The sequence below is a fragment of the Bacillus sp. FSL K6-1033 genome (genome assembly GCF_038630765.1).
GTDB lineage: Bacteria > Bacillota > Bacilli > Bacillales > Bacillaceae > Bacillus > Bacillus altitudinis.
On the sequence record NZ_CP152041.1, the window covers coordinates 2,850,407 to 2,874,774 of the forward strand.

The following is a 24,368-nucleotide window of genomic DNA, read 5'->3' on the forward strand; positions in this document are numbered from 1 at the left end:
ATGAACATGGCCTTTCAAATATTATTAAACGCTCTCCTCGCCTTTACATGGATGTTTATGAATGATACATACAGAGCTGCAGACTTTGTATCAGGCTTTGCACTAGGGATGATCGCCATTTTTATGCTACGGCGATTCTTCCCGCAACGTTTTTACGGTTATGCCCTTTATGCGATTTTCAAGCTCGTCATCATTTTTATCAGAGAGCTGCTTCTTGCCAATTTGAGTGTACTCAAGACGGTGTTATCTCCAAAGCTGAAAATCAAGCCTGGTATTTTCGCCTTTCGTACAGATTTAAAAACAGATTGGGAAATCACCATACTGGCCAATATGATTACATTAACACCTGGTACACTGGTCATCGATATTTCGGATGATCGTTCGATTTTATATATTCATGCGATGGATATTGAAGATGCTGAAAAAGCCATCCACGATATTCGGGTATCATTTGAAAAAGCGATTCAGGAGGTGAGCGGTAAGTAATGGAACTGATCTTGCAAATGTCACTTGGAATTCTTGCGCTGTCTACTTTGCTTTTTGTCATACGGGTCATCAAAGGACCTTCTATCCCTGATCGCGTTAGTGCGCTTGATGCGATAGGAATCAATTTAATTGGGATGACAGCCATCGTGTCTATCTTACTGAAAACCACTACGTTCTTTGAAATTATTTTACTGCTCGGTATTCTTGCCTTTATCGGCACTGTCGCTTTTTCCAAATTCCTTGAGAAAGGGGAAGTGATTGAAAATGATCGTCATCGCTAAAGCGATCGTGATTTTCTTTATTCTGCTTGGCGCCATCCTCTGTTTGATTTCAGCCATTGGTGTCCTTCGCCTGCCGGATGTTTACACACGTATGCATGCTGCATCAAAAGCATCGACACTTGGTGTTGTTCTCATTTTAGTTGGTGTATTCTTTCATGAATGGTTTCTTGCAGGGATCATCTCTGCGAAAATCCTGCTTGGGATTGTCTTTATCTTTCTGACCGCACCAGTCGGCGCTCATTTGATCGGAAGAGCCGCTTATAACACTGGTGTGAAAATGGACAAACGAAGTGTCCAAGATGATTATGGCGGTTTCCGTAACTTCGTCATTAAACGAAAAGAAGACTCTTATTTATAAATGAAGAACCTGATATTCAGGTCCTATTCACTTTACCTGCATGTTCATAAAAGGGTATTAAAAAAAGCTTCCGCTGCACCGGGAGCTTTTTTATATGCGATCAATGACAGCGAGTGTACATCTTGACGTACAGATATGACGGTCTCGATCATCTTTTATATCGATTTGGAATACCATTGTACGCCGTCCAACATGTACAGGAACAGCTGTAGCTGTCACCACTCCATCACGTACAGATTTTAAATGATTGGCATTGATTTCAATACCTGAACAAACCTGCTTCGTTAAATCCAAATGAGCAGCGGCACCCATGCTTGCCACTGTTTCTGCTAGAGCAGCTGATGCTCCTCCGTGCAGTAATCCAAATGGCTGTTTTGTTCGGTGATCGACTGGCATTGTCGCCACGCATCGTGACGTATTGCATTCCACAATCTCAATCCCCAGTGCCTCAAGCAGTGTATTTGAACCACTCACATCCATCAAGGCCCTCTCCCTTCACACGTTTACAGCACACTTTCCGATTTTGCAATTAACACCGCTTCTGTTCGAGATCCAACATTCAGCTTATTAAAGATGGAGGTCAAACTGTATTCAATCGAGCGTTTGCTCAAATGAAGCACATCGGCGATCTCTTGGTTTGTGTACCCTTTTTCCACTTCTCTTAAGATTAAACATTCACGCTCTGTTAGCAGCTCATGATCCGTCTGCTGCGCCTGTTCTGGCTTCTCTTGCTGCTGTGAAATTAATTTCTTTAAATAGGATAGCTGAATGACAACTTCTCCTTGCAATGTGCGGTGTATGTATTCAATGATTTTGTCTTTTGTCTCTGTTTTACTTATTGCACCATGCAATCCAGCTCGAATGGCCTCTTCGAAATAATCATCTACTTCATATCCTGTATAAATGATAATTTTCACTTGTTGATTCGTTTCTAGAATTTGTTTGGCAATGTCCATTCCATTGATATCCCCGAGATTTAAATCCATCAAGATCACATCATAGATGGAAAAGTCATGCGTCTTTAAAAAGGCGCCTTCTGCATCAGGACTTAAACAATCGACTGATAGCTGCTGATCTGATTCTAATATGCTTTTTGTCCCTTCCATGACAGCCGGATGATCATCAATGACCAATATCTTCTTCATGTCTTCCTCCCTTTAAATCACTCACTTCCATTTTATATAAAAGACTTGGCAGATGCCAAGTCTTATTCCTTAAGAAATCGTTACAATTCCATTTCAATTTTCACCTTGAGCCCTTTTTCAGGTGCTGTGTGAATTTGAAGCTTTCCATTTAGAGCTTTGACTCGTTCCCTTATGCCAGAAAGACCCATGCTCATCGTGTGCTGATCAAGCTGGCTTGCATCAAATCCGACTCCATCGTCCTCATAATGGAGAACAACTTGATCTTTAATACAAATGAGCATCACTAAGACTTGGCTGGCCTTAGAATGCTTCAACGCATTGGATAGCAGCTCCTGCACTATCCGGTAAATATTCAGCTGTGAGTCAATATCAATGTCCAATTCTTTATCAAAGCGGGTTGTATTCAGCCTAATATGAAATGGCGCTTCCTCTTGAATTTGCGAAGTCAGCTTCGAAATTGCCTTCACTAACCCCAAATCATAGAGGAGCTGCGGCCGAAGTTCATGACATGTTTCTCTCGTAGTTTGAATCACCTTAGACATTTGTTCATTCCATGAGATCAATGAATTTTCAATAGATGTTGGGCATTGGTTGTTTTGGAAATTGGTTAAGAACATCTCGGACTGTCTCTTCAGTGAAATCAAATCCTGCAGCACAGAATCATGAAGATCCCTCGCTAAATCTGAGCGCTGCTTCTCTTCCATGGCGAACATGACTTTCTTCAGCCAGGCGGGATTGGCTTCCCGCTGTTTCAAATCCTCAAGATGCTCCATCAATTCTTCAATCTTGACGACATTTTCTAAACTGACACTTGTGTAAAATGCCAATGTTTTCAGCCATGAAATTTCATCGCGGGTTAGCTTAGGTGTCCGTAAATTAGATAAACAGCAAATCACAAACGAGTGACCGCCCCGCTCACCAATTTTCATCATGAATCCTTTATCCAACCCGATGATTTTACCAACTTCACCTAAAATATCTTGAAATTGATCTACATACTCTTTCCATAGCTGGCTTTCTTCTATTGATTCATCAATTTCAACAATTTGTCCATCTGCCTTCACTTCAAGCACAAAGGCTTTGTTCACAACAAGTACTTCTAAGATGGTGTATTTTAAATGATACAATACTTGATGAAGTGATGACGCCTCACGAATAAGCTGTGTAAATTTAAAAACGCTGTCCTGATAATTATGCTTTTCCGAAAAACGCTTCAGGCGAAAACGGAAATCGATGATTTCTTTGAAGTAGAAGACGGTGAGCATAAGAATGTACGTGATAATCGTAAATTTCACTGTATAGAAATTTGCATTTGGCTTTTGAATAAAATCAAAAATAACAACCACTAGTATTGTTGGTGTAATCGCTAAAAAGCCGTAGTATTTAATCCTCCCCATAAAGAAATCAACATTATACAGTTTATTTGACATAAATTGGTATACTAAGAAAAAAGGAATTAAAAGAACAAACGATGCAACAACATAAGGTGAAATAAAATATATACCAAAAAAATAAGGAATGATAAAAAATAGCATGAATGGACTGAATGCTGAGATTAAAATGAGTGCAAATGCTCGAAGTACATTGCTGACTTCATTGTCTTTCAATTTTTTAGCAGCCCTTATAGTGATAATAATCGAAAGGAAAGCCAGAACAAAAAATGAAAGTAAATTGACATATGCTAATAGATCTACTGGTCCTGCTTTATTTTTATAGAATAAAACTAATAAAACGTTAGTAACTGGAACTAGATACAAATAAAAAAGAACTCGACGACGAATAATCTCTGTTCCTAATTCTTTTAAATATTGATACATAAAGTGCATATATAGTGGAGGTACAATATTCATTGTAACGATTACAAGAATACGACTGATAGCCTCTCCTTTTCCAGAACCACCAGAACTTACATAACCTATAGACACCGCCAAAAGAAATAAAGCTAAAATATATGCTGACTCTTTTTGGTTTGCTTTATTCATTTTTAAAATCATAAATATACAAAATAGACAGATGGAATAAAGAATGACTGGTATTAGATAAATAAACAGATTCGCTTGACTCAATAACCTTACATTCTCTAAATCAATTTTATCACCATGTCTATCAACGACTAAACTTTTAACATTAGCTAAAAAACCTCTTTTAACTTCTTCAACTGGTTTGTTATTCCCATTCACTTCAAGTATGATATCGCCTTTCCTAACTCCAGCTAGATAGCTATCTGTAAAATTATCGACATCCACTACCTCAAGTTGACCGTGACTATTTTCCTTAACAGCTGCTCCAACAAAAATATTAAATACGTTGATATAAGAGATGTAAATCACATAGATGAAGCTAAGGATAACTAATATAACTGTTAACTTAGAGTAAAACTTTCTCATAATATTTATCTACTCAAGCAGTTGCCCATATGATTGCTTTAATAACGTCTTCTTTCTGGAATCCGTCAACAATAATACTTGCAGTTTCTTGATCAACGTGAAGCAATGATGCGTTCCCATTAACGATTTGATTTAATGTTGAAGGATTCTCCACTAAATAACTAACCAATTCCTGAATTTTCATCTTCTCCATCTCCATTTAAAAAAAGTATCAGTTTTTTCTTTTTTGAAGCCTCTAAATGTAGTTTCTTGAATGCTTCTTTAAACTTATTTCTGAGAAGGTTTCTCATAATAAATACATATTGTTGAGCACCAGATTTTTTTAATTTATCCTTTAATTCTTCAGAGCCGGCACTCTTATCCTTTGATTGAAAATAACTGAGCAAGTCTGAACTAGATGGATTAAACTCATTTTTCAAGTAAACTAGCGGTAATGTTTGCATTCTTTTAAAGTCAATATTATCTTTATTAAAAAGACCTAGATAGTCATTTTCAAGCTGTTCCGCCATTCCTAGGTAATAAGCATATTCTTCTACCTTCTTTTCAAAAGAACCTGTTGCCAAAACAACACCTAACACACAAGGTAATACAAACAGTGACCCTGCTTTTAACTTCATGATATTTAAACAATCCTGCTCATTCTCTGGCTCCAGTGTCATATCTATATGCTGCCCTTGCATTGACTGAATGGAATAAGAATATACATTGTTTAAAAGCTTCGCTCCATGATCAAGCTTTGAAAACACATCAAAACTCAATGCAAAGAGAACATTCGCCGCATTAATCGCAATTCCGCTCTGACATTTCATCCAAGGATACGAATCATTATCCTGATCTTCAATATCATCTAATATATCGGCAGATAAGATGAGAAGTTCAATCCCTGCTGCCAGTTTTGTAATCGCTTGCTTGTCTTGTCCGCCAAATGCCTCATAATGTTGGTAAGCCAATTGCCCAAAAGGAAATTCATTCTTTATATCTGTAAATTCGAGAAGCAGCTTTTGTAAATCATTTTGCCTGACTGCATGTTGAATAAAATCAGACATTTTCTGCTTGATTTTTGTATTCTCTAGATAGTTTAGCATACTCGATCTTGATCCTCACCCTCTCGCCTCTTATTTTACTAAAAAGAAATAAGCAAATGTCCACTGACATCACTATTTAACAATTATATAATAATATATCCTTTTTTTGTATGTATTTGGATAAAAAAAAGACTTGATGGTTATCAAGTCTTTAAGAAATTTTCACATATTCATATTTGTCGTATTGATCAATGCTTTTGTTAATGTTATGAAGAGAAGCCGTTGTTTCTCTAATTTCGTTTTCAAGTTTCCATAATAGTTGTTTAAGTTCTTCGATTTCATACTTTTCCATCGATTCCACTCTCCTTTTTTGGAAGATCAATGTATTTGTGTATGTTGATTGGGTCATAAGTATTTGATCTGTTACTAACAGTGTAAATGCTATTGAGTATTTTTTCACCGAAAAGTATGCACAAAATGTGTGCGTGATACCGCAAAATTCAATAGGTCTTTTTTCATCATTTTCAGACTTTTCAAATGATACTTTTATCTCAATTTCAAAGGAAATACGTCATTTTTGCGACATGAACAGGCATCATTCGTCACAATTCTCATGATGCAGAACGTACGATCCCCTCTGTTTCCTCGGTTTTTCATGTTATAGGTCAGACGACAGGCTCTACTGTAGACACCGCAATTTTTTGGCGACATTCACCGAAATTGACCGCAAAAGTACCTATTTTTATGATGAATATGCAAAGGTAGAAAGATCATTTTGATTCTTTATTCGGATTTTCTTCATACATTTAGAACAGATATCCGTCCAAATTCACTTCAATGAGAGAAGAGGTGACCATGTGTTTTACTATGTTCCTTATCCGCCTTTGCAGGTTCCCGCAATAGGGAACGCATACCCGCGAACACCTATGACTTTTCCTCCAGTAGATGCTCATGCGTTTCAAAAGGCTGCAAAGGAATCAACCCGTCTCGTGGCTGATGCATCCCTCATTACACAGCAGATTTCCGGTTCGCTTTCGTTTGGACAGCGAATCATGGAAGCTGCTGAACGTGCTGACACCGCAAGTGTGATTCGAATGCTGAAGCAGATTGGGGTGAAAAGCAATATCGATATCCGCTTTAGTCCAGAAGGCATCCGTATCTACTTATCCCTCACTTCCAGCAGGCTTTTTCTACTTTTACAGTGGGGATAACAAAGAAAGAAGCCGCTCTAGTGTGAGCGGCTTTTCTTAAGATTCAAACATTTTATGACACCATTCAATGGCTTCTATATAACAGCCGTAGGCTTCCTGCTTAGGGAGACTTCCACCTAACATCTCATCATCCCATTCATTTCGTTCAATACGTTTGGCAACGTCTAACACAAGGAAATAGTCATTTTCATAGCCAAGCAGTGCCTCACCTACTTCATCCGAAAGAGGCAGTTCTTTCACAAGTTCAGTAATGTCCGCCCTGACAAGCGTATCAATGAGTGAAAACATACCTGTTAGCATATAAGAAGCGGGATGCTCTCGTTCAGTCCGACTAGCAATGAGTTCACACGTTTTGGCACGAATGAACGACATTTTGATGATTTCCTTTTGGCTTGAGTTGGCTTGGACATTCAGTTCTTTAAATGAAAGGATAAAGATCCATCGCCGTATTTCATTAAACCCAAGCAGGATAATCGCCTGACGAATACTCTTGATTTGATAAAGACGTCTCATGCCACCAGAATTCAGCATTTTTAATAATTGATATGAAAGGGAAAGATCACTTTCTATAAAGTGCGTCACGGTCTGAATATTCGGCTGCTCCTTGCTCAGCTCATTCAATAGCTGATGGTATGCGTGGAAGCTAGTCGATAAGGCTCGTCCCGAAATGACGTGCGGCTCACTAAAGAAATATCCTTGAAACAAATGGAAGCCAGCTTCTAACGCTTCTTCATATTCTTTTCGCGTTTCTACCTTTTCAGCAAGGAATCGAAGTCGATACTTTTTATATGTATGTAAAATGTCTCTTCGTTCTTCACATGTTGTTTTCAGAAAATCAATTTTCAAAATATCAATGCAATAGAGGAGTTCATCAAGTAACTTGTCATGAAAATGTATTCCGCTCAGAAAGAAATCATCGAGCGCAATCGTGTATCCCCACTTTTTTAATTGCTTACATCTCATAATAAGTGCCGGGGTAATCGGTACATTTTCTAATATTTCGATCACAAGCTGATGTGGATCAAAATAAGTGAGCAGATCAGACGAAAGCAAGCTTTCGGTGAAATTGATGTAGCATCGTTTTCCTTCTGTCAGTGTTTCGATGCCAATGTTTAAAAAACTATTGATAATGAGGTCCGTTGTCGCTTGATCACCATCTTCAGCGCTATATGTATTGGTTTCACTATCTCTATAAAGCAGCTCGTATGATACGACTTGTTCTTTTCTGTTAAAAATAGGCTGCCTTGCAACAAACACCCTCAACTGCTCCATTCCTCCTTTATGCAATGACAAACAAGATGTGCTTTCAGTATACCAAATGATTGCCCATAAGGTTCATTTTGAATCGTCCAACATGAAAAAAAAGAGACCATCTGGCTTGATGATCTCCTTTCCCGGGGTAATCAGCTTTCATAAAGCTCTTTTTTGATTTTATTTTTCACATCATGGATAAACTGCATCTTATTATCCCAGCATTTTTGACTCAAATCGACTGGGTATTCTTCTGGTTTGCTGATTCGTTTGTATTCCTCCCAGAAGAGTCCGAGACTGTCCTGCACATATGCTTGAATCGTTTGGATATCTGGATTATCATACACCAGCTTCCCTTGTTCAAAAATTGGGACATGAAGGTCCTTTGCCACAAAATTTGTCACAAATTTACTGATAAATGTATGAACTGGATGGAACATTTTCAGCTTATCTTCACTTTGAACATCTTCTTCTTCAAGGGCAATGTAGTCTCCCTCAGAGTGATGATTCAATTGATTGATAATGCGATACACTCGTTTACGGCCTGGTGTTGTCACTTTCTCTGGGTTAGAAGAAATTTTGATCGTGTCATTCATCTGACCGTTTTCTTCAATCGATACAAGCTTATATACAGCACCAAGAGCTGGCTGATCGAATGCGGTAATCAGTTTCGTTCCAACACCCCATACATCAATTTTTGCACCTTGTGCTTTTAAGTTCATAATGGTGTGTTCATCAAGATCGCTTGATGCAATGACTTTGGCGTCATGGAATCCAGCTTCATCCAGCATCGTTCTCGCCTTTTTAGACAAGTAGGCAAGGTCTCCGCTATCAAGTCTGACCCCAATAAAGTTGATTTTATCACCGAATTCTTTCGCTACCTTAATCGCATTTGGAATGCCTGATCTGACCGTATCATATGTATCCACTAAAAAGACACAGTCTGTATGTGTTTCGGCATATTTTCTAAATGCAGTATATTCGTCGCGATATGCTTGTACAAGGGCATGGGCATGTGTGCCTGATACGGGAATATTGAAGCGTTTCCCTGCACGGACATTACTTGTTGCCTGAAATCCGCCGATCAGTGCTGCTCTTGCTCCCCACATGGCTGCATCCATTTCATGCGCACGTCTTGTTCCGAATTCTAATGCTGTCTCATCTTCAATGATTCCTTTAATACGAGCCGCCTTTGTTGCAATTAGCGTCTGGAAGTTCACGATGTTGAGCAGTGCCGTTTCAATTAGCTGCGCTTCAACAAGTGTTGCCTCGATGCGCATAATAGGTTCATTCGCAAAGACAATTTCTCCTTCTCGCATTGAATGAAGTGTCCCTGTAAATGACAATCCGCTTAAGTATTCAATGAAATCGCTTTTATAACCGAGTTCATCTTTTAAATATGCAAGGTCGCTCTCGGTGAAGGAGAAGTCCGATAAATATTCAATCGCTTTCTCTAAACCAGCAAATACAGCGAAGCCGTTGTCAAATGGAAGCTTTCTAAAGAAGAGTTCGAAGACTGCCTTCTTCTCATGAATGCCGTCTCTCCAATACGTTTCTGCCATGTTAATTTGATAAAGATCTGTATGTAGTGATAAACTGTCGTCAATAAACCGATGCTCCAACTTCCATTCTCCTTCCCTTACTTAACCACTTTCGCACCAAGCGTATGCTCAAAGTGAGAAAGTGCCCACTCGTGCCCCGCTTCATTAAAACTCGCCACGGCATTCTCATGAATCACAAGTTCAAAGCCTTTATTGTACGCATCAACAGCTGTATGAAGTACACAAATATCGGTACACACTCCGGCTAGGTGAAGTTCAGTGATGCCACGCTCGCGCAGTTTCATTTCTAATTGAGTGCCTGCAAAAGCAGAGTATCTTGTTTTTTCCATATAATAGACATGTTTTAAATGTGTTGACGTGTGAAATAGTGAACTTAGTTTTCCGTAAAGTTCAATTCCTTCTGTCCCGCGAATATTATGGGGCGGAAATAACTTTGTCTCTGGATGATATGGATCTTGCTCTTCATGATGATCGACGGCAAAAACAACAAAGTGTCCTTCATCAATAAATGAAGAAGTGATCTCTGTGATCTTCGACTCAATCGCCTGTCCAGGCTTTCCGCACGTCAGTTTTCCATCGTCTGCAACAAAATCAACTGTATAATCAATACAAATCAATGCTTTGCCCATCCGCATCTCTCCCATATGCTCTTTTGAATCATTATAGCTTATTCATTTCACTAGGGAAACCTATTCAACAGATTCACGAGAAAAAGCTTTTTGAAAAAGCTCATCTTCTATATAGATGTGCTCTTGATTGATCGCATGCGGCACCTCTATCACAAGCCCAAAAGGTGAATGTGACTCATGATGGTTGACCACTTTAAAAGAACAACCAGCGGCATTTGCCATTTTGACATATGGAGAATAAGAAGCATATGACAATTCACCATTTAAAAGAACAGTGGCCTCTCGGTTTGCCTTCAATACTTGCTCTACCTCTTGATACGGTTTATGTCTCGATACTTGCCCTTTTGTCAGAGCGAGAAGAGCACGTTCTCTTAATGAGCCGAGAAACATTCTTCGTTCATCGGGTTTTGTTTCAGCATGTCCAAATATCCCTTGCTGCAAATAAAAGTCTACGGATTCTTCTTTCATTGCTGTGTTCACTCCTGGTTTCTGAATTTACATTTCTGTGACCCAGTGCACAATTTTTTGTGCAAGTTCACGGGCTTCGTCTATTTCTACTCTTTTGTTTAAAGATTGTTCAAGTGCTTGCTCAAGCTGCGTTTTTTCGTCTTCATATGCAATAGAAATACTCCATTCTATGTCAGGTACAGCGACAAGCGTTTTATATTCTTTTTTATTTTCATGTAAATATACATTGTAGGTTGTTGGTTGCCCGCTTGTCAGATGCGCTTTTCTTATTTTCATTTGATTTGTTTTACCCCCCTTTTTCTTCTTCCTTCTTCTATCCATTGTACCATAAAAAAAGACAGCTTCTGAAAAGGAGACCCTTTCAAAGCTGGCTATGCGTTAAAGCTCTTTTGCTGGCTGATCAGGTTTGAATCCCAAACAAATGTGACGTTCGGATTGTTGAAAAATTGAACAAAGTCTCCTGCATTATAGGTACCTGAACCACCAGCGGAATGATCCACACTTTTTGGCGAAATGGCAAACACATCGCCGAAATGTGCAGAGCCGTTTCCTATGACACGGTCAATATGAATGGGTCCAACAATTGCTGGCATCTTTCCACCACCTTTACTACCCTCATCATATGCCTAGCGGAACAATACGTGTCTATCCAACATAAAAAAGACAGCTGATATGTCATATGATCAGCTGTCTTTTATGCATTAAATGATTGGGGCTGGCCAAACAGTGTAAAGTCCCAAAGCATGGTGGCATTCGGATCGCTTGTAAGGGACATATAATCACCTGAATTAAAAGCTCCCGCTCCACCGGTCGAGTGATCTACAGCCAAAGGGGCAATGGCGAGAACGTCACCAAAAGTAGCCGAGCCGTTTCCGCCTAAAGACTCAATATGGATGGGTCCAACAATCGCAGGCATCTTCCTTCTCCTCCCTATTCGCTTATGTGAGTTATGTTATGCAAAAAGGGAAAAGTTGTGCATCTGCCCTAAACGTTTAAATGCTGTTCTTTTCGAGAGCGCTGACGCAGCTGAACCAACCTGACAATATTGAGTGTGATGGCTTTCAGCAGCGCATAGACAGGGACGGCAAAAATCATGCCAAGGATTCCGCCAAAACTTCCTGCCCCAATTAATAGCAAGATAATTGTTAACGGATGTGTGTTGAGACGTTTTCCAATGATCAATGGAGAAATGACGTTTCCATCGATCTGCTGAACAACAAGAATGACAATAACAGTCACAACCGCTTTTCCAGGTGAATCAAGAAAAGCAATGAGCACAGCTGGTGCCGCACCAAGATATGGCCCAAGATATGGAATGACGTTTGTCACCGCAATAATGATGCCGAGAATGAGCGCATATTTCACACCAATTAATAAGTATCCGATAAAACAAGCAACTCCGACAAATAAACAAACAACGATTTGCCCTTGTATGTAAGCAGCAAGCGTATCGTTTAATTCTTTAAAAATCTTCAATCCTTCCTTACGGTAAGGCATTGGCAAAAATTGAACGAGCTTGTCCGGAAACTTATGCCCGTCTTTTAGCATGTAAAATAAAATGAATGGAACGGTAATGACAGCGAGGGCAATATTCGCAATCACGCCAAACACCGCCGACATACTGGAAGCAATATTTTCCGGTAAATCTTTTAATGTCGAAACGATCGACTGTTCAAACTTCGAAACAGACACATAATCTTGGTTCATCATCCACGTAAATGTTTTAGAATGCGAGAAATCGTTGATAAATTTCTGCATGTCCGTGACATACCCCGGGAAGCTTTTGACAAGTCCACCCACCTGCGTGACAATGACAGGTCCAGCAGCATTGACAATAAACGTGATAAGCCCGATGAATAGAAGATAAATAATCAGAATGGCGAGCGTCCTAGGTATCTTCTTCGACAAAAATCGAACAATCGGATTAAAGATGAAAAAGAGAATACCTGCCAGTAAAATAGGAACAAACAACGTTGAAGCAAATAAAATGATCGGCTGAAATAAAAACGAAACTTTTGTTGATACGTACACAATCAGTAAAACCAGTAATATTTGGAATGTCCAAAAATGAACTTTAGATTTTAACAAAGATGCTCCTCCTGTTACGTATTGACCTTATTAAAAAACTACTATTCAACCCACCTTCTGTCAACTGCTTCTTGTTTTAGAACCATATTTTTTGAAAAAAAAAGAACAATTGGTATATCATGCACTTTTTCCAGATATACATTCTGTAAGCATTGAAAAAAGCAGACATCTGTGCGTCTGCTTGTTACACTCTTTCACTGTGATCAGGCATCACCGACACGATTTGCTGGATCCGCACATAAAACACTGATTTTGCCCCCGCCTCAATCACAATATGATCCGGCATCACTTCCTTCAACTTTCCACGTACTGTATCTTTCACTGTTTGAACAATCAATCTCATACCGACTACTTTCTGCAATGTTTGATAAACATATGGATCAACTAATGAAACAAGCTGTGGACTTCCTTGTTGTGCCATGCTACCTGCCCCTTTACTTGTGTATTTACCCACAGCGTATGCAATGACCCATGTGAGTGTCACTCAGCAAACCCACAACATTATTACCGTATTTTTACATTTCATATTTTTTTACAATTTTTAGAAGTATAATAGATTGGTGCTGCCAACATCTTAAATTATTTGAAGAGGTGAATGATCTTGAAAAAATTAATCTGTATCGTTGCTGTCATGCTCTTACTATCCTCTGCAAGTTATGCGCACGCAGGCACAATTGGAGATGCACCTGGTACACCAGGGAAGTGGTTTAAAGGAGAAGAACCGGTACAAAAAGACCTGTCAAAACCCCCACTTGTTTTTGTTCATGGCATAAACAGTTCTTCCTCCACATGGTCTGATCGAAACGATATGGCAAAACAAGCTGTTCTGAACGGATACGAAAGCGCGTTCATAGATTTATATCCAGATCAGGACATGAAAAAGAATGGGAAACTATTAGCAGAAAAGTTAAAAGAAATCTATGAATTTTTCGGCAGAAAACTGATCATAATCGGTCATAGTAAAGGCGGAGTGGATACGCAGGCTGCACTCGTGTATTACAACGCTCATCCATATGTTGAGAAAGTCATCACACTGGGCTCTCCACATTATGGGACGCCGCTTGCGGATTTAGCCTATAGTAAAGGCGGAAGCTGGCTTGCGCAAATCCTTGGACAAAAGAGCGATGCGCTCTATTCTCTGCAAACCGGGATGATGGCAGCTTTTCGAAGTGAAACCGACCGGCTGGAGACGTTTCCTCATAAATATGTGACCTATTCTGGTTCAGAATGGGGAACCTTTGGCGGAGTGCTTTATTTAGGCGGCATGTATTTAAAAAGCTTTGGTGCAAACGATGGCGCTGTGACGGTCAGCAGCACAAAGCTAGCATATGCAAACAATATTTTAACAGGAAAGTGGGATCACTTTTCGATCAAAAACGGCACAAGCATGTTCCCCGTATTTCAGACACAGCTGCGTGCAAGTACCGCAAGCGCTGAAAGCGAAGACGAACAAGAGCAAGAACCAGTTTCTTCGGAGCTAAATACAAACGTTTATGTGAAAGGTGGAGAAAGTGAAAAGGATAAAACAGAAGCGTTCTATGTAGAGGAAGGAACGAATGGCCTATCGATTCAGTGGTTAAATGAAAGACAGGAAGCCAATCCGGAAATCGTTGCGCCAAATGGCGATGTCTTAACCAATTTGACGACATCGGAAGCATCATTCCCATATGAAGGCGCCTATTCACACCATTTGCAAATCAATAAACCCGTTCCAGGAAAATGGACGATTCGATCAAATTCAGGAAAAAAGGATCCTTATTTGCTACTTGTATCCTTTGATTCACCATTAAATGAAGAAATCAAAATCGCTGCAGCGAAATCAGGAGATGCATCGACACATTCAAGCAAGCTGATTAAACGATTAAGCAAAACTGTAGAGACCATTTATTTTAAAGATGCCGAGAAGGATCATCCACTGAAAACGAGCTCTTCATCAGCCGTTCAATTGAAAAAAGAAGGTGCTTATTCCGTCACGGTTCATTACACAGGTCTCACTGCGTCAGGGACATCGGCATTTAACCGTACTGTGATTCGCACATTGTATGTGGATCAGCACGGAACGATTCATGGAGATATTCCATATTAAACAGAGCGTTTCATGGGCTGAAGCGCCTGCTGCACCTTCTCATCCAAATCAGCAATTTTTTTGAGCGCAAGTGATTCATCTATTTGTCTGTAATGATGGTGTCCACCAGGCTCTTCGTCCATTTCATCTGCTTTCTTCACAATTTGCTGGAGTGTGTCCTTATGCAGGTCGCCCTCTGGCAAATATGAATCTGTGTGAAGCAAAATCGCAAGGGCAATCTCTTTGGCTGCTTTTGGTTCCTCGCCTAGCCGTATGAGCAGTTTATGTGCCCGCTCTGCCCCTTTAATGGCATGAATATCATTCCGTCTATATGTCTCATAATCCCATTCTCCGCCTGCTGTATACCATTCATAGTGGCCGATGTCATGCAAGAGTGCTGCTTTCACAGCAAGATCCGGGTTAATCCCCGCCTGCATCGCCAGTTTGAATGCGTGATAAGCACAAGCAATGGCGTGGGCTTTTCCTGAACGATTTAAATATTTTTGAGCGACTGGATGGGTGTAAACATCCATTAATGTAACCTTTCTCATGGAAACCCCTCCTTATCTATATTTTTAGCATCCTAACATATTCTGAAAAGAAACTCAAATGTTCTGTCATATTTCCGATGAGTCTCAAGATTAGCTTATGCTTAATAAGCTGTCTTTGCTTGTACAATACGAAAAAAGCAGCCGTTATGACTGCTTTTTTCCATACTCACGGGCATCGTATACACAACCGCCAGCTGGGTCATCTGCTAGAAGGTCGAGTAAAATACCGGCCACTTCATCTGGGCTCTTTAGCGTACCTGTTTCATGTAATTGCTGAAACCGCTCAATTTGTTCAAAGTCCTGTTTGGAGGATTTCCGAATCTCTCTCTGCATATCCGTATCAATCGTACCGGGTGAAAAGGAAAACGTGGTGACAGGATATGCTTCGTCCTGTTGTTCCTCATGTAAAGTCCTCATAAACATATCAAGCCCTGCTTTTGAGCTACAATAGGCACTCCATCCTTTGTACGGATTTTTAGCTGCTCCAGAAGAAAGATGCACGATGGTTTTCTTCCCTTCAAGAGATTGTGTCTCTCTCACAAACACATGACTGAGCAAAACAGGGATGACAAGGTTCAGCGTATAATGCTGATGAAGCGTATCTTCTCCGCCTTGCCCTGCACGCTTGATAGGAGTGACCATTCCTGCATTATTGACAAGCAAGACGTCATCAGCGTCTGCGAGAGTTTGCGAGGACAAGATGCCCTGAAGCCACTTTGCAGCCGATTCCTCATCAGTGAGATCGACCTGTGAATGCGTGAGGTGTGGATGGGATAGTGGCGACTCACTTCTTGCAGCGGTATACACGTTATCCCCGCGTGAAAGTAGCTGTTTGACAAGTGCTAAACCAAATCCTTTTGATCCGCCTGTGACGATTGAAATTCGAATGACAATCTCCTCCCTTGATAACACTATTTTAAATAGTGAATCGGTCTCACATCAAGCAATCTGCATAAAGAAAAGCCTGCCCTTTTCATAAGGCAGGCTATTTCTTTTCCGTCTTCACATTCACCTTTGGAATGAGAATGATCATGACAATGATGCCAAAGGCGATCAAGATGCCAAAAATGATTGGCAGAAGCGCCGATCTCTGCTTTTCATGATCATCGCCAGAAGGCGTTGATACAGCCGAATCGCTGAAAGAGATATCCATCTCTTTCATCATACGAGCTGGCGTTTTAGGCGGATTTTCTTTCAGATCACTAAAAATTTGCGGCGAAAGTTGACCACCAGAGGTCTTAGGCGGGTCAGCAAAGTGAATGTCCGTTTTGACTTTAGATGTTGTTTTGCTTTGTTCGTATTTCGTTTGATCCCTCAATATACTCGAATTAATATTGAGGTTCTTTTCTTGATATTCATTCGGCTTGACATTCGTATCCGTATCTTCACCTGTAGCAGCAAAAGCAGCAGGACTGAGGAGAAAAAGGGATATGACACCAAGTGCCATCCCTTTGACGAATAGATTAAGCCTCATGAGTGACATCACGTTCCTCTGTTTTGTCTTTCCATAGCTTCTTCACTAGTGGAATGACCATGAACAATATCGTTAAAATCAGTAGCCCTGTGATGCCCATACCGAAGTTGTCTCCATTTCCATATTGGATGGACAAATACACGTCTGTCACTGGATTTGTAAAATGGAAGTTTGGCATGACCAAATCAATTAACGGTGCAACAAAGAAGAAAATAAGCGTCGTTGCTGCCATCCATCCGGCAATTGAACCGAAAAGGAAAGCTGTGCGAATAAAGGCAGAGCATGCCACTAGTAGCAAAATCGTAAAGATCGACCATTGAATGGCTTGGTCATCAGCTAGTTTGTAAATGTTGAGTCCAAACAGGCTGATCATGAGCCCGACTAGCAGATTTAAAATACCAAAGAGTGCACCTTTGACCAGCATTGGCGCTGACGCATAGTACGAGCTAAAAAAGCCAATCAACAAACTGCTGATCATCACAATAACCAAAATGACTACTGGCGGTACAGTCTGCGTTTTTTCTTCTGGCACATCGCCGCTAATTTTCAGCGGATTAGCTAAATGGTTATACACATAGTTGCTGTTGCCTTGATCGTCTAAAGTGTTGCCTAAAATACCCTTTAAATCTTGTTGAACAAGCTTCGTAGAATTGACATTCTTACTCCAGTTTTCGTTCAACGTGTCTGCTTTTTCTTGAACGGTTGTGACACTTTCTTCAATATTATTCGTATAATCGGCCACCCCTTTTTGGCGGTCGGTTAACGAGCTCATATTTTCAGAAAGACGAAGCACTTCCTGACCAATTGAATCCTGTGCACTCACAACAATCGAACTGCCCGCAAGGTCTGCTGTATACACCGCATCTCCTTGATCAGCCATTTGTTCAGCTACTGTGTCCGCACTTTCAGAAATGGCATTTAACTCCTGTTCCATACTTGCCTGCTGAGTCGAAATGTATTCTGCGTAGCCATCTGAGAATTTTTGCATCTCATCAATAAAGGTAGACACATCATCATTTGACGTCAGCATCTGATTTTTGAGTGTATCCCAGTTTTCCGTTTCTTCTTTTTTGATGGAAAGGATGGACTGGATTTCATCTCCTTTTGTGTCTAGTAGAGATGAGTTGTTTGTTGGTTGATATAGATTCCCAAGCATCATCTCTAGCTGAGACAGTTGATTGGAGTATTCCATTAACTTTTTGGTGCTTGTTGAATTTGTTTTAAACTCTTGATCAAATATTTTCGTATTCACAGTGTTGCCAATCGGCGAGTTTACTCGTTTCAGCTCTTGCACTTTGTTTAAAATAGAGGATTCCTGATTTTTGATTTCATTCGGAATGACGTTATATCGATCTTGTAACCTCAGAATCATCTTTTCAAGCTTCTCTACTTTTTTCGTGAGGCTTTCAAGCTCCTTACTCATTTGACTTACTTTGTCTTTCAATTGGTCGTTATGAGCGGCCGCTTTTTCTTGAATCTTCTTTTTCACTTCTTCTAAACGATTAGACAGTGCTTTTAGGTCATCTTTTGATTGATTCGTGCCGCTGTTATCTGGCTGAACAGCATCCTGACCATTTTCCCCCTCTTTATCATCTTCATTAGTAGGAGGTGCAGTCTGATCTTCTAATTGATCAGCTAGATCGTTCATTTCCGATGAAATTTGCGAGAGTTCATTTGTTTCATCATCTAAGTTAATGCCAATCTCTTCTGGGTTCTCATTATCTTGATCTGATTGCCCGTCATCATCAGGATCAGCTGGCTGCTCGGGTGCGTTGATTAGCTCTTGCCTTTTTGTCTCTAGCTTATTCTGCAAGGCGATGATCTTACTTTTATAGGCCTCTAAGTATTGACCTTCATAATTCTTCAACAGCTCTTCTTGAGACGCCTTCACAAGGTCCGTTAATCCCGACGATTGCTTAGGGATTGCGTCTTCTCTTGCCTTTTGAACGGATTGAATTGCGCTGTCCGTTGTTTTAAGCTGACTTTGGACCCCATTGATATCGGTTTTGAGTCCGCCCATTTGATCGCTAAAGCTGCGGGCATTTTGGTTTTGAATCTCCGCAAGCTGTTTGAGTCCTTGCTGGATTTGTTTTTTACTTGTCGATTGCGCTTTGATCAAGAGATCCTTTTGTTTGTCTTGATACTGCTGATATTGATCGACTACTTTTACGAAATCCTTCAGCTGGCTTTTCGCTTCTTCTGTTGTACTTAAACCGTCTTTATACTGTTTTTGTGAATCGGCCATCGCATTTTTTAGTTCTTCTATTTGTTTCTTCTGCTGCTGGACGGCATCAGATAGTTTGTTTGAATTTGGCTTATAGAAGTTGTACATCGTGTTTTGGAATTCGACCTCTTTGCCAACAATATGCTCAAACTCTTCTCTGACATTGCCGATTTCCTGTGATACAAAACTCCAATATAAAGTCGACATTTGTTCATTCATTTTCTTTTGAGCATTTTCTAGCTCTCTTTGTACTTTTTCTTTATTCACTGCATTGAGCTGATCTTGGATTGAGAATTGGATAGATGCCTTCTCAGGATGATCCTTATCATAGCTCAGCACATTTTTAGAGAAGTCAGATGGAATATAGAGAACTGCATCGTACTTTCTATTTTTCAGGCCATTTTCTGCCGCACTTCGATTGACGACTGTCCATGTGTAATCTGGACGCTCTGATAATGCCGCCACCACATCCTGTCCGAAACGAGCGGTATTTTCACTTTCGCTCGCCCCCATATCCTCATTGACCACGGCAATGTTACGTGTGGCATTCTTTTTCTGTTTTGCCGGATCATCCCCAATGAGATGGAAAAATAGAACCGGCAAGACGAGAATCAGTATCATGGTCGACACGATTTTGATGGAGCTTTTTTGCTGGTCTGTCATTGAACACTCTTCCTTTCTACCGCACATAAAGGAACCTGGATTTTCTTCTCTTTCCCGTTTTCAACCAAATATCCGAAGCCTGGCTGAATCTCTGGTTCTTGTCTTGCATACGGAAGCGGTATGATGTTTTGCTCTGATTTTTTCATCAGTAACATGGCATGACGAACCTGTTTGATTTCGTTTGTGAGTGCATCATAGCCTTTACTGAATTCGGTATGATTTCCTGACGCGATCAGGCTGAAGCCTAAGTGTGTATATGACTTCATGAAATCAGCCAATTGATCTTGAAGACGCGGGTCGATTGTCTGCTGAAAACGCGTAATGCCATCAATCACAAGCACAATTTGAGAGAACGACAACTGATCAGTCTCTCCTCGGCGCACAGCTTCGACGTACATCTCTTCACGCACCTTGAATAAACGATCTATTTCCTCTGCCCATTCTGTGATATCATCCTTTGTTTCAAGGTAATCAATGTTCTCTTCTTTTGCATAATGAGAGAGCCCCCGATCAATCGAATCAAAGACAGCCAGCTTCTCAGGTTTTGCTACTAATAGCTGATCAAGCATCAGCTTTGTCACATTTGTTTTCCCTCGCTGCGTTTGACCGATGATGAGGCAGTGTTTATTCTTCTTCAAGTCAAAGTAAACAGGTGCAACAGATTCCTCATCTAGTCCGACTGGAATGTCATACGGCTGTTTTTGTTCTTCTAAGCGACTCTCTAGCTCCCAAATGGTCAGTTTATCAGGAAGCATTGGTACAGGTTTTGGTTTTTCAGCTGATTCAAAGCGATCATGAAGAAGCTGGATCTCTTGTTTTAAATGCTCAAACAATTCGAGATCATTCTCTCCTTCAACTGGCAGGAACATTTGGGCAAAGTAAAGCTCTTCTTTGTTGATAATGACTCGTCCTGGAATCGGCTCTAAGCTGAATTTCGGTCTGCCAATAATGGAGTATGCCTCTCCTTGATCCATTAAGTAATGGACAATCTTTGTTTTCAAGTTGTTCATAAGAGATTGACGGACTGCGTTGACACGAGTCGCTGTGATTAAGAAATAAATGCCTAACGATTGTCCATCACGGCTTAACTGAATAAATTCAGATTCGAGTTCATGCATTTCGTCTTTCACAATGTCAAAGTTGTCAATCACGATAAATATGAATGGAAGCTTTTTCTCATTCAGCGCATTGTACATTTTGATATGACTCATTTCCTGCTGTCTAAATAAACGCTTGCGATATTCAACCTCTTCACGAAGACGCTTCATCGACTTTTGAATCTTTCTCATTTGATCCATTAAGAAATAATCAGCCGTATGCGGAAGTTTGGCAAGCGGTAGCAAGGTGCCGTTACCGAAGTCATAAATATATGCATGCCATTCTTCAGGTGAATATCTTTCTGCGAAGCTCATAAGCAGTGTGGTTGCAGCAAGTGATTTGCCGTAGCCGGATGAACCGAAGATGCCAATATTTCCATCCTCCATCATTTGATAAGAAAGTGGATGCTGGCTTTGCTGATCTGGCTCATCGACAAGAGCGAAATGGAAGACGTGCTCTTCACTTGATGCATAACGTGTTTTCGGAATCCGTTCTTCAAGCGGTGGAAGCCATGGACTCGGAAGCTTTTCAATTCCAAGCTCCTGCTGCATACGTTCAATTTCATCCACAACAGCGGAAATTTCCGTCACTGTCTCTTTTTTCACAGCCGGCTCTGTACTTACCCCTGATAATGGGATCAGTCCAGTGTCTGTTACAATGGCAATGTCATCTTCTGATCCGTAGCCATCTTCCATATACGGTGCACCGCTCCACGCCGATTGGAATAATTCATAGATTTCATTGTTCCCCACTTGTAAATATCCACGACCTGTCACGGTAATCGACGCTGCATCACTATTTTTCAAAATTTCCTTACTGTCTGATGCATCTTGTACCTTTAATGCGACTTTAAAGCGGGAGTTACTCCAAATTTGATCATCAATGACCCCGCCAGGCTTTTGTGTCGCTAAAATGAGATGGACACCGAGACTTCGTCCAATCCGCGCAGCACTGACAAGCTCTCTAATAAAATCTGGCTCTTCACTTTTTAATTCAGCAAACTCATCAGAGATTAAGAACAAATGAGGCATCGCCTGTTCCGCCTTTTTCTCTTTATAGAGTTTCGTATAGTCATTGATATGATTCACATGATACTGATCAAACAAGCGCTGCCTTTTCTTCAGTTCACTTTTAATAGAGGCAAGCGCTCTTTCACTAAAGTTTTTGCTGCCTTCAATGTTTGTGATCGTACCAAGTAAGTGCGGAATATTTCGGAACGGCTGCGCCATTCCGCCTCCTTTGTAATCAATGAGCAGGAACGCCACTTCATGCGGGTGAAAGTGTACAGCCAAGGATAAAATATACGTCTGTAAAAACTCACTTTTTCCTGATCCCGTTGTTCCCGCTAACAGACCATGTGGGCCATGTGCTTTTTCATGCAGATTCAGATCGACAATATCGTTTTTTCCTTTATAACCGATAGGCACAGATAATGACTTTGCTGTTTCAGATGTCAGCCATTTTTCACGAATGCCAATGTCATCTACCTGTTTGGCATGAAACAGGTCAAGGAAGGAAACCGTTTCTGGAATTGAGTTGGTCATCCCGACTTGATGATCTAATGTTCTTAAGGTTCTGGCAAACAGCTCATTGTCCGCTCGCTCATGTGCATCCAGCTGAAATGGAATTCGTACGGCCTTCTTATGCTGAATGAGAATATCTCCTTCTTCTTCGTTAATGTAACGAACAAGCGTTGAAATATTTTCAGCCAAGCTTTCCTTTGTTTCTGCCGCAAAGATAATTGAGATGCCTAAATCCGTCCGGCTGCCTTCTAGGTATTCTAAAATCACATGTTCCGCAATAAGTTCATGGTTTGTCACGATAAACACAAAGTGAGGCGTAAAGATTTTTTTCTCTTTTTCCTCTTCCAGATCACGCTCTCGCAAAATTTCATAAATAGAAGACAAGAGCTGATCACGTGTTTGTTCGTTATATATAAACCCTTTCCCGTATGTATGAGGAAGTTGGAAGTGCGGCAGCCATTTCATCCATTCCCAGTTCTCATACTCCTGTTCATTAAAGATAAAAACAAATCTCAAATCATGATAGCTGTGCGAGAAAGCAAGCTGGCCGACAAGCTGGTGAAGCTCATTTTTGACAATTGCCGGTTTTCCTATTAATCCGGTTGGACCGTCCGCAAGACCGAACGTAATCGGTACATCTTTTACCTCGCGATAGACGTTTTGCATATGCTGTGTTTGTTCCATTAAGTCATCGATGTCACGATTGGCCATATCGCCGCCGCTCGTCGATAATTCATAACTTGAAGGAACTGCACCTGTCCCTAGACGCAGCTGTAAAAAATCATCACTGACAAGTGTCTTTTCCCAAATACGCCCGCTGATTTCTGACGTCAAATATTTCATTTGTTCAAAGGACGGATAATGATACGTTAAAATAAATTGTTGACGGTCATACAGTTCTTGCAGCTCTTTCCGCTTATTTTCTAAGTAAAGCGAGTAAACGCGTTGCCGCTTCTCTTCTCGTCTTTTGCGCTGTGATTTCTCTTTAAAATATTGAACGGACGAAGTAATTAACGTCATAATAAACATCGCCATTGACACGACAATAAAGATGCCTCGCGGCTGTACAAGGGCCACGATCCCCATGACAATCAGCATGACAAGCGGTGGAAGAACCACGAGCCAAAGTCCTCTGCCATTATTTTCACTCTCCTGTGAAGGAAAGCTGAAAGACACCCGGTCATCTGGCAGATCGTAAATCAAACGTGGTGTTCGTCTATATAAAGGATATTTTTGTTTCGTTTCGGTACTCGGCGGCCTTGTTTTTTCTAAACGTGTTTGAAATGGTTCAAATGCTGTTACTTGCAATAAATCATCATCTTTCAATGACAGCGTCAAAAAGTTCCAAAACAGCTCATCTCCAGCAAGAAGCTGCTGTGGACCGTGCAACTGTTTCCCGTTCACATAGATCGTCTCATCTTGGGGAATGACATACCAAGTGCCTTCTATTTTTTCCAACGTGAAGGATTTGGCATCTTGAAACATTGAATGAGCTTGTTCTTTCCACACATCCGCTTCATCTATTTCTTCACTTGAAATAGTCACTTCGACTCTATTTCCTAGGTAATAAATGGATTGATCATGATGTGAATCCATCAACATGAGTGTGAGTGAACCAACCTGATATGGTTCATGTGGAAGTAAGTGACCTTTCTTTTTTTCGCCCTGATAAAGAGAAAAGCCGTCATTCGTTTCATCTGGAGATAAACGAATCAACCCTTCATCAAACGAAAGGGAAGGAATCGTTACTGTATGCTCTATTTCAGGTCCAATCACAGCTTCTCGGTTGAACTGCTCATCTAAACGGACAGTTTGATAATCTTCCTCATAAAAAACCCATAGAAGACTCAAACGCTCCACCTCCTCATCGGACAGCACC

General features: G+C 40.6%; 25 protein-coding genes. 5 read left to right on the forward strand and 20 right to left on the reverse strand.

What is annotated here, in order from left to right:
* The first annotated feature begins 6 nt into the window (after positions 1 to 6).
* From MHH31_RS14705 to mnhG, 3 genes are read left to right on the forward strand one after another with little or no spacing between them, the layout of a single operon-like run.
* Positions 7 to 486 (forward strand): Na+/H+ antiporter subunit E, encoded by a 480-nt coding sequence (locus MHH31_RS14705; RefSeq protein ID WP_008345848.1) that lies wholly within the window; start codon positions 7 to 9, stop codon positions 484 to 486.
* A complete protein-coding gene (locus tag MHH31_RS14710; RefSeq protein ID WP_008345849.1) occupies positions 486 to 767 on the forward strand; it encodes a Na(+)/H(+) antiporter subunit F1 in 282 nt (93 codons plus the stop codon). The genes MHH31_RS14705 and MHH31_RS14710 overlap by 1 nt, the downstream gene beginning before the upstream one ends.
* On the forward strand, positions 751 to 1,125 hold the full coding sequence (mnhG, locus tag MHH31_RS14715) for a monovalent cation/H(+) antiporter subunit G (RefSeq protein ID WP_003213369.1): 375 nt from the start codon (positions 751 to 753) through the stop codon (positions 1,123 to 1,125). The genes MHH31_RS14710 and mnhG overlap by 17 nt, the downstream gene beginning before the upstream one ends.
* A gap of 90 nt (positions 1,126 to 1,215) precedes the next feature.
* Here the strand turns inward: mnhG and MHH31_RS14720 are convergent, their stop codons facing one another.
* From MHH31_RS14720 to degQ, 6 genes are all read right to left on the reverse strand, one after another.
* Positions 1,216 to 1,605: a hotdog fold thioesterase gene (locus MHH31_RS14720; RefSeq protein WP_017358943.1), complete on the reverse strand. Its 390-nt coding sequence runs from the start codon at positions 1,603 to 1,605 to the stop codon at positions 1,216 to 1,218.
* Between the two features lie 23 nt (positions 1,606 to 1,628).
* Positions 1,629 to 2,270, reverse strand: coding sequence for a response regulator transcription factor (locus MHH31_RS14725; RefSeq protein ID WP_007500477.1), 642 nt, complete (start codon positions 2,268 to 2,270; stop codon positions 1,629 to 1,631).
* A gap of 80 nt (positions 2,271 to 2,350) precedes the next feature.
* Positions 2,351 to 4,657 (reverse strand): ATP-binding protein, encoded by a 2,307-nt coding sequence (locus MHH31_RS14730; protein ID WP_268361539.1) that lies wholly within the window; start codon positions 4,655 to 4,657, stop codon positions 2,351 to 2,353.
* A 13-nt stretch (positions 4,658 to 4,670) separates the two neighbouring features.
* Positions 4,671 to 4,841, reverse strand: a complete 171-nt coding sequence (gene comX, locus MHH31_RS14735) for a competence pheromone ComX (protein ID WP_034317154.1) — start codon at positions 4,839 to 4,841, stop codon at positions 4,671 to 4,673.
* Positions 4,819 to 5,742, reverse strand: a complete 924-nt coding sequence (locus tag MHH31_RS14740; protein ID WP_008345863.1) for a polyprenyl synthetase family protein — start codon at positions 5,740 to 5,742, stop codon at positions 4,819 to 4,821. The genes comX and MHH31_RS14740 overlap by 23 nt, the downstream gene beginning before the upstream one ends.
* 151 nt (positions 5,743 to 5,893) lie before the next feature.
* Positions 5,894 to 6,034, reverse strand: coding sequence for a degradation enzyme regulation protein DegQ (degQ, locus tag MHH31_RS14745; RefSeq protein ID WP_003213123.1), 141 nt, complete (start codon positions 6,032 to 6,034; stop codon positions 5,894 to 5,896).
* A 505-nt stretch (positions 6,035 to 6,539) separates the two neighbouring features.
* Between degQ and MHH31_RS14750 the strand changes: the two genes are divergently transcribed.
* Entirely contained in the window at positions 6,540 to 6,893 is a 354-nt protein-coding gene (locus MHH31_RS14750) for an inner spore coat protein (RefSeq protein WP_342494939.1), read from the forward strand.
* A gap of 36 nt (positions 6,894 to 6,929) precedes the next feature.
* Here the strand turns inward: MHH31_RS14750 and MHH31_RS14755 are convergent, their stop codons facing one another.
* From MHH31_RS14755 to MHH31_RS14795, 9 genes are all read right to left on the reverse strand, one after another.
* Positions 6,930 to 8,156, reverse strand: a complete 1,227-nt coding sequence (locus tag MHH31_RS14755) for an HDOD domain-containing protein (protein WP_342495500.1) — start codon at positions 8,154 to 8,156, stop codon at positions 6,930 to 6,932.
* A 140-nt stretch (positions 8,157 to 8,296) separates the two neighbouring features.
* A complete protein-coding gene (locus MHH31_RS14760) occupies positions 8,297 to 9,766 on the reverse strand; it encodes a nicotinate phosphoribosyltransferase (RefSeq protein WP_007500472.1) in 1,470 nt (489 codons plus the stop codon).
* Between the two features lie 17 nt (positions 9,767 to 9,783).
* A complete protein-coding gene (locus MHH31_RS14765) occupies positions 9,784 to 10,335 on the reverse strand; it encodes an isochorismatase family cysteine hydrolase (RefSeq protein WP_025207909.1) in 552 nt (183 codons plus the stop codon).
* Positions 10,336 to 10,395: 60 nt separating this feature from the next.
* A complete protein-coding gene (locus MHH31_RS14770; protein ID WP_046344389.1) occupies positions 10,396 to 10,803 on the reverse strand; it encodes a YueI family protein in 408 nt (135 codons plus the stop codon).
* Positions 10,804 to 10,830: 27 nt separating this feature from the next.
* A complete protein-coding gene (locus MHH31_RS14775) occupies positions 10,831 to 11,079 on the reverse strand; it encodes a YueH family protein (protein WP_024719734.1) in 249 nt (82 codons plus the stop codon).
* 95 nt (positions 11,080 to 11,174) lie between these two features.
* On the reverse strand, positions 11,175 to 11,396 hold the full coding sequence (locus MHH31_RS14780; RefSeq protein WP_008345878.1) for a spore germination protein: 222 nt from the start codon (positions 11,394 to 11,396) through the stop codon (positions 11,175 to 11,177).
* A gap of 101 nt (positions 11,397 to 11,497) precedes the next feature.
* Positions 11,498 to 11,719: a spore germination protein gene (locus tag MHH31_RS14785; RefSeq protein WP_008345880.1), complete on the reverse strand. Its 222-nt coding sequence runs from the start codon at positions 11,717 to 11,719 to the stop codon at positions 11,498 to 11,500.
* A 68-nt stretch (positions 11,720 to 11,787) separates the two neighbouring features.
* Positions 11,788 to 12,891, reverse strand: coding sequence for an AI-2E family transporter (locus MHH31_RS14790; protein ID WP_039168924.1), 1,104 nt, complete (start codon positions 12,889 to 12,891; stop codon positions 11,788 to 11,790).
* Positions 12,892 to 13,075: 184 nt separating this feature from the next.
* On the reverse strand, positions 13,076 to 13,312 hold the full coding sequence (locus MHH31_RS14795; RefSeq protein WP_003213721.1) for a YuzF family protein: 237 nt from the start codon (positions 13,310 to 13,312) through the stop codon (positions 13,076 to 13,078).
* 180 nt (positions 13,313 to 13,492) lie between these two features.
* On the opposite strand from MHH31_RS14795, the gene MHH31_RS14800 reads away from it, so the two are divergent.
* A complete protein-coding gene (locus MHH31_RS14800; RefSeq protein ID WP_342494940.1) occupies positions 13,493 to 14,977 on the forward strand; it encodes an alpha/beta hydrolase in 1,485 nt (494 codons plus the stop codon).
* Here MHH31_RS14800 and MHH31_RS14805 read toward each other — a convergent pair.
* The 5 genes from MHH31_RS14805 to essC form a co-directional block, all read right to left on the reverse strand.
* Positions 14,974 to 15,507, reverse strand: a complete 534-nt coding sequence (locus tag MHH31_RS14805) for an HD domain-containing protein (protein ID WP_007500462.1) — start codon at positions 15,505 to 15,507, stop codon at positions 14,974 to 14,976. The genes MHH31_RS14800 and MHH31_RS14805 overlap by 4 nt on opposite strands.
* Positions 15,508 to 15,651: 144 nt before the next feature.
* Entirely contained in the window at positions 15,652 to 16,395 is a 744-nt protein-coding gene (locus tag MHH31_RS14810) for a (S)-benzoin forming benzil reductase (protein ID WP_235701800.1), read from the reverse strand.
* Positions 16,396 to 16,492: 97 nt separating this feature from the next.
* On the reverse strand, positions 16,493 to 16,990 hold the full coding sequence (gene essA, locus MHH31_RS14815; protein ID WP_274660903.1) for a type VII secretion protein EssA: 498 nt from the start codon (positions 16,988 to 16,990) through the stop codon (positions 16,493 to 16,495).
* Complete coding sequence (gene esaA / locus MHH31_RS14820) at positions 16,971 to 19,868, reverse strand: type VII secretion protein EsaA (protein WP_342494941.1); 2,898 nt, start codon at positions 19,866 to 19,868, stop codon at positions 16,971 to 16,973. Before esaA ends, essA begins: the two co-directional genes overlap by 20 nt.
* A complete protein-coding gene (gene essC / locus MHH31_RS14825; RefSeq protein ID WP_342494942.1) occupies positions 19,865 to 24,340 on the reverse strand; it encodes a type VII secretion protein EssC in 4,476 nt (1,491 codons plus the stop codon). Before essC ends, esaA begins: the two co-directional genes overlap by 4 nt.
* Positions 24,341 to 24,368 lie beyond the last annotated feature (28 nt).

Excerpts from the sequence above, each read along its gene's own strand:
- MHH31_RS14785 (WP_008345880.1), bottom strand. The coding sequence starts at position 11,719 with ATGCCTGCGATTGTTGGACCCATCCATATTGAGTCTTTAGGCGGAAAC.
- comX (WP_034317154.1), bottom strand. The coding sequence starts at position 4,841 with ATGAAAATTCAGGAATTGGTTAGTTATTTAGTGGAGAATCCTTCAACA.
- MHH31_RS14805 (WP_007500462.1), bottom strand. The coding sequence starts at position 15,507 with ATGAGAAAGGTTACATTAATGGATGTTTACACCCATCCAGTCGCTCAA.
- esaA (WP_342494941.1), bottom strand. The coding sequence starts at position 19,868 with ATGACAGACCAGCAAAAAAGCTCCATCAAAATCGTGTCGACCATGATA.
- MHH31_RS14725 (WP_007500477.1), bottom strand. The coding sequence starts at position 2,270 with ATGAAGAAGATATTGGTCATTGATGATCATCCGGCTGTCATGGAAGGG.
- MHH31_RS14765 (WP_025207909.1), bottom strand. The coding sequence starts at position 10,335 with ATGGGCAAAGCATTGATTTGTATTGATTATACAGTTGATTTTGTTGCA.
- MHH31_RS14720 (WP_017358943.1), bottom strand. The coding sequence starts at position 1,605 with ATGGATGTGAGTGGTTCAAATACACTGCTTGAGGCACTGGGGATTGAG.
- MHH31_RS14780 (WP_008345878.1), bottom strand. The coding sequence starts at position 11,396 with ATGCCAGCAATTGTTGGACCCATTCATATTGACCGTGTCATAGGAAAC.
- MHH31_RS14775 (WP_024719734.1), bottom strand. The coding sequence starts at position 11,079 with ATGAAAATAAGAAAAGCGCATCTGACAAGCGGGCAACCAACAACCTAC.
- MHH31_RS14770 (WP_046344389.1), bottom strand. The coding sequence starts at position 10,803 with ATGAAAGAAGAATCCGTAGACTTTTATTTGCAGCAAGGGATATTTGGA.
- MHH31_RS14705 (WP_008345848.1), top strand. The coding sequence starts at position 7 with ATGGCCTTTCAAATATTATTAAACGCTCTCCTCGCCTTTACATGGATG.
- MHH31_RS14710 (WP_008345849.1), top strand. The coding sequence starts at position 486 with ATGGAACTGATCTTGCAAATGTCACTTGGAATTCTTGCGCTGTCTACT.
- degQ (WP_003213123.1), bottom strand. The coding sequence starts at position 6,034 with ATGGAAAAGTATGAAATCGAAGAACTTAAACAACTATTATGGAAACTT.
- MHH31_RS14795 (WP_003213721.1), bottom strand. The coding sequence starts at position 13,312 with ATGGCACAACAAGGAAGTCCACAGCTTGTTTCATTAGTTGATCCATAT.
- MHH31_RS14740 (WP_008345863.1), bottom strand. The coding sequence starts at position 5,742 with ATGCTAAACTATCTAGAGAATACAAAAATCAAGCAGAAAATGTCTGAT.
- essA (WP_274660903.1), bottom strand. The coding sequence starts at position 16,990 with ATGTCACTCATGAGGCTTAATCTATTCGTCAAAGGGATGGCACTTGGT.
- mnhG (WP_003213369.1), top strand. The coding sequence starts at position 751 with ATGATCGTCATCGCTAAAGCGATCGTGATTTTCTTTATTCTGCTTGGC.
- MHH31_RS14730 (WP_268361539.1), bottom strand. The coding sequence starts at position 4,657 with ATGAGAAAGTTTTACTCTAAGTTAACAGTTATATTAGTTATCCTTAGC.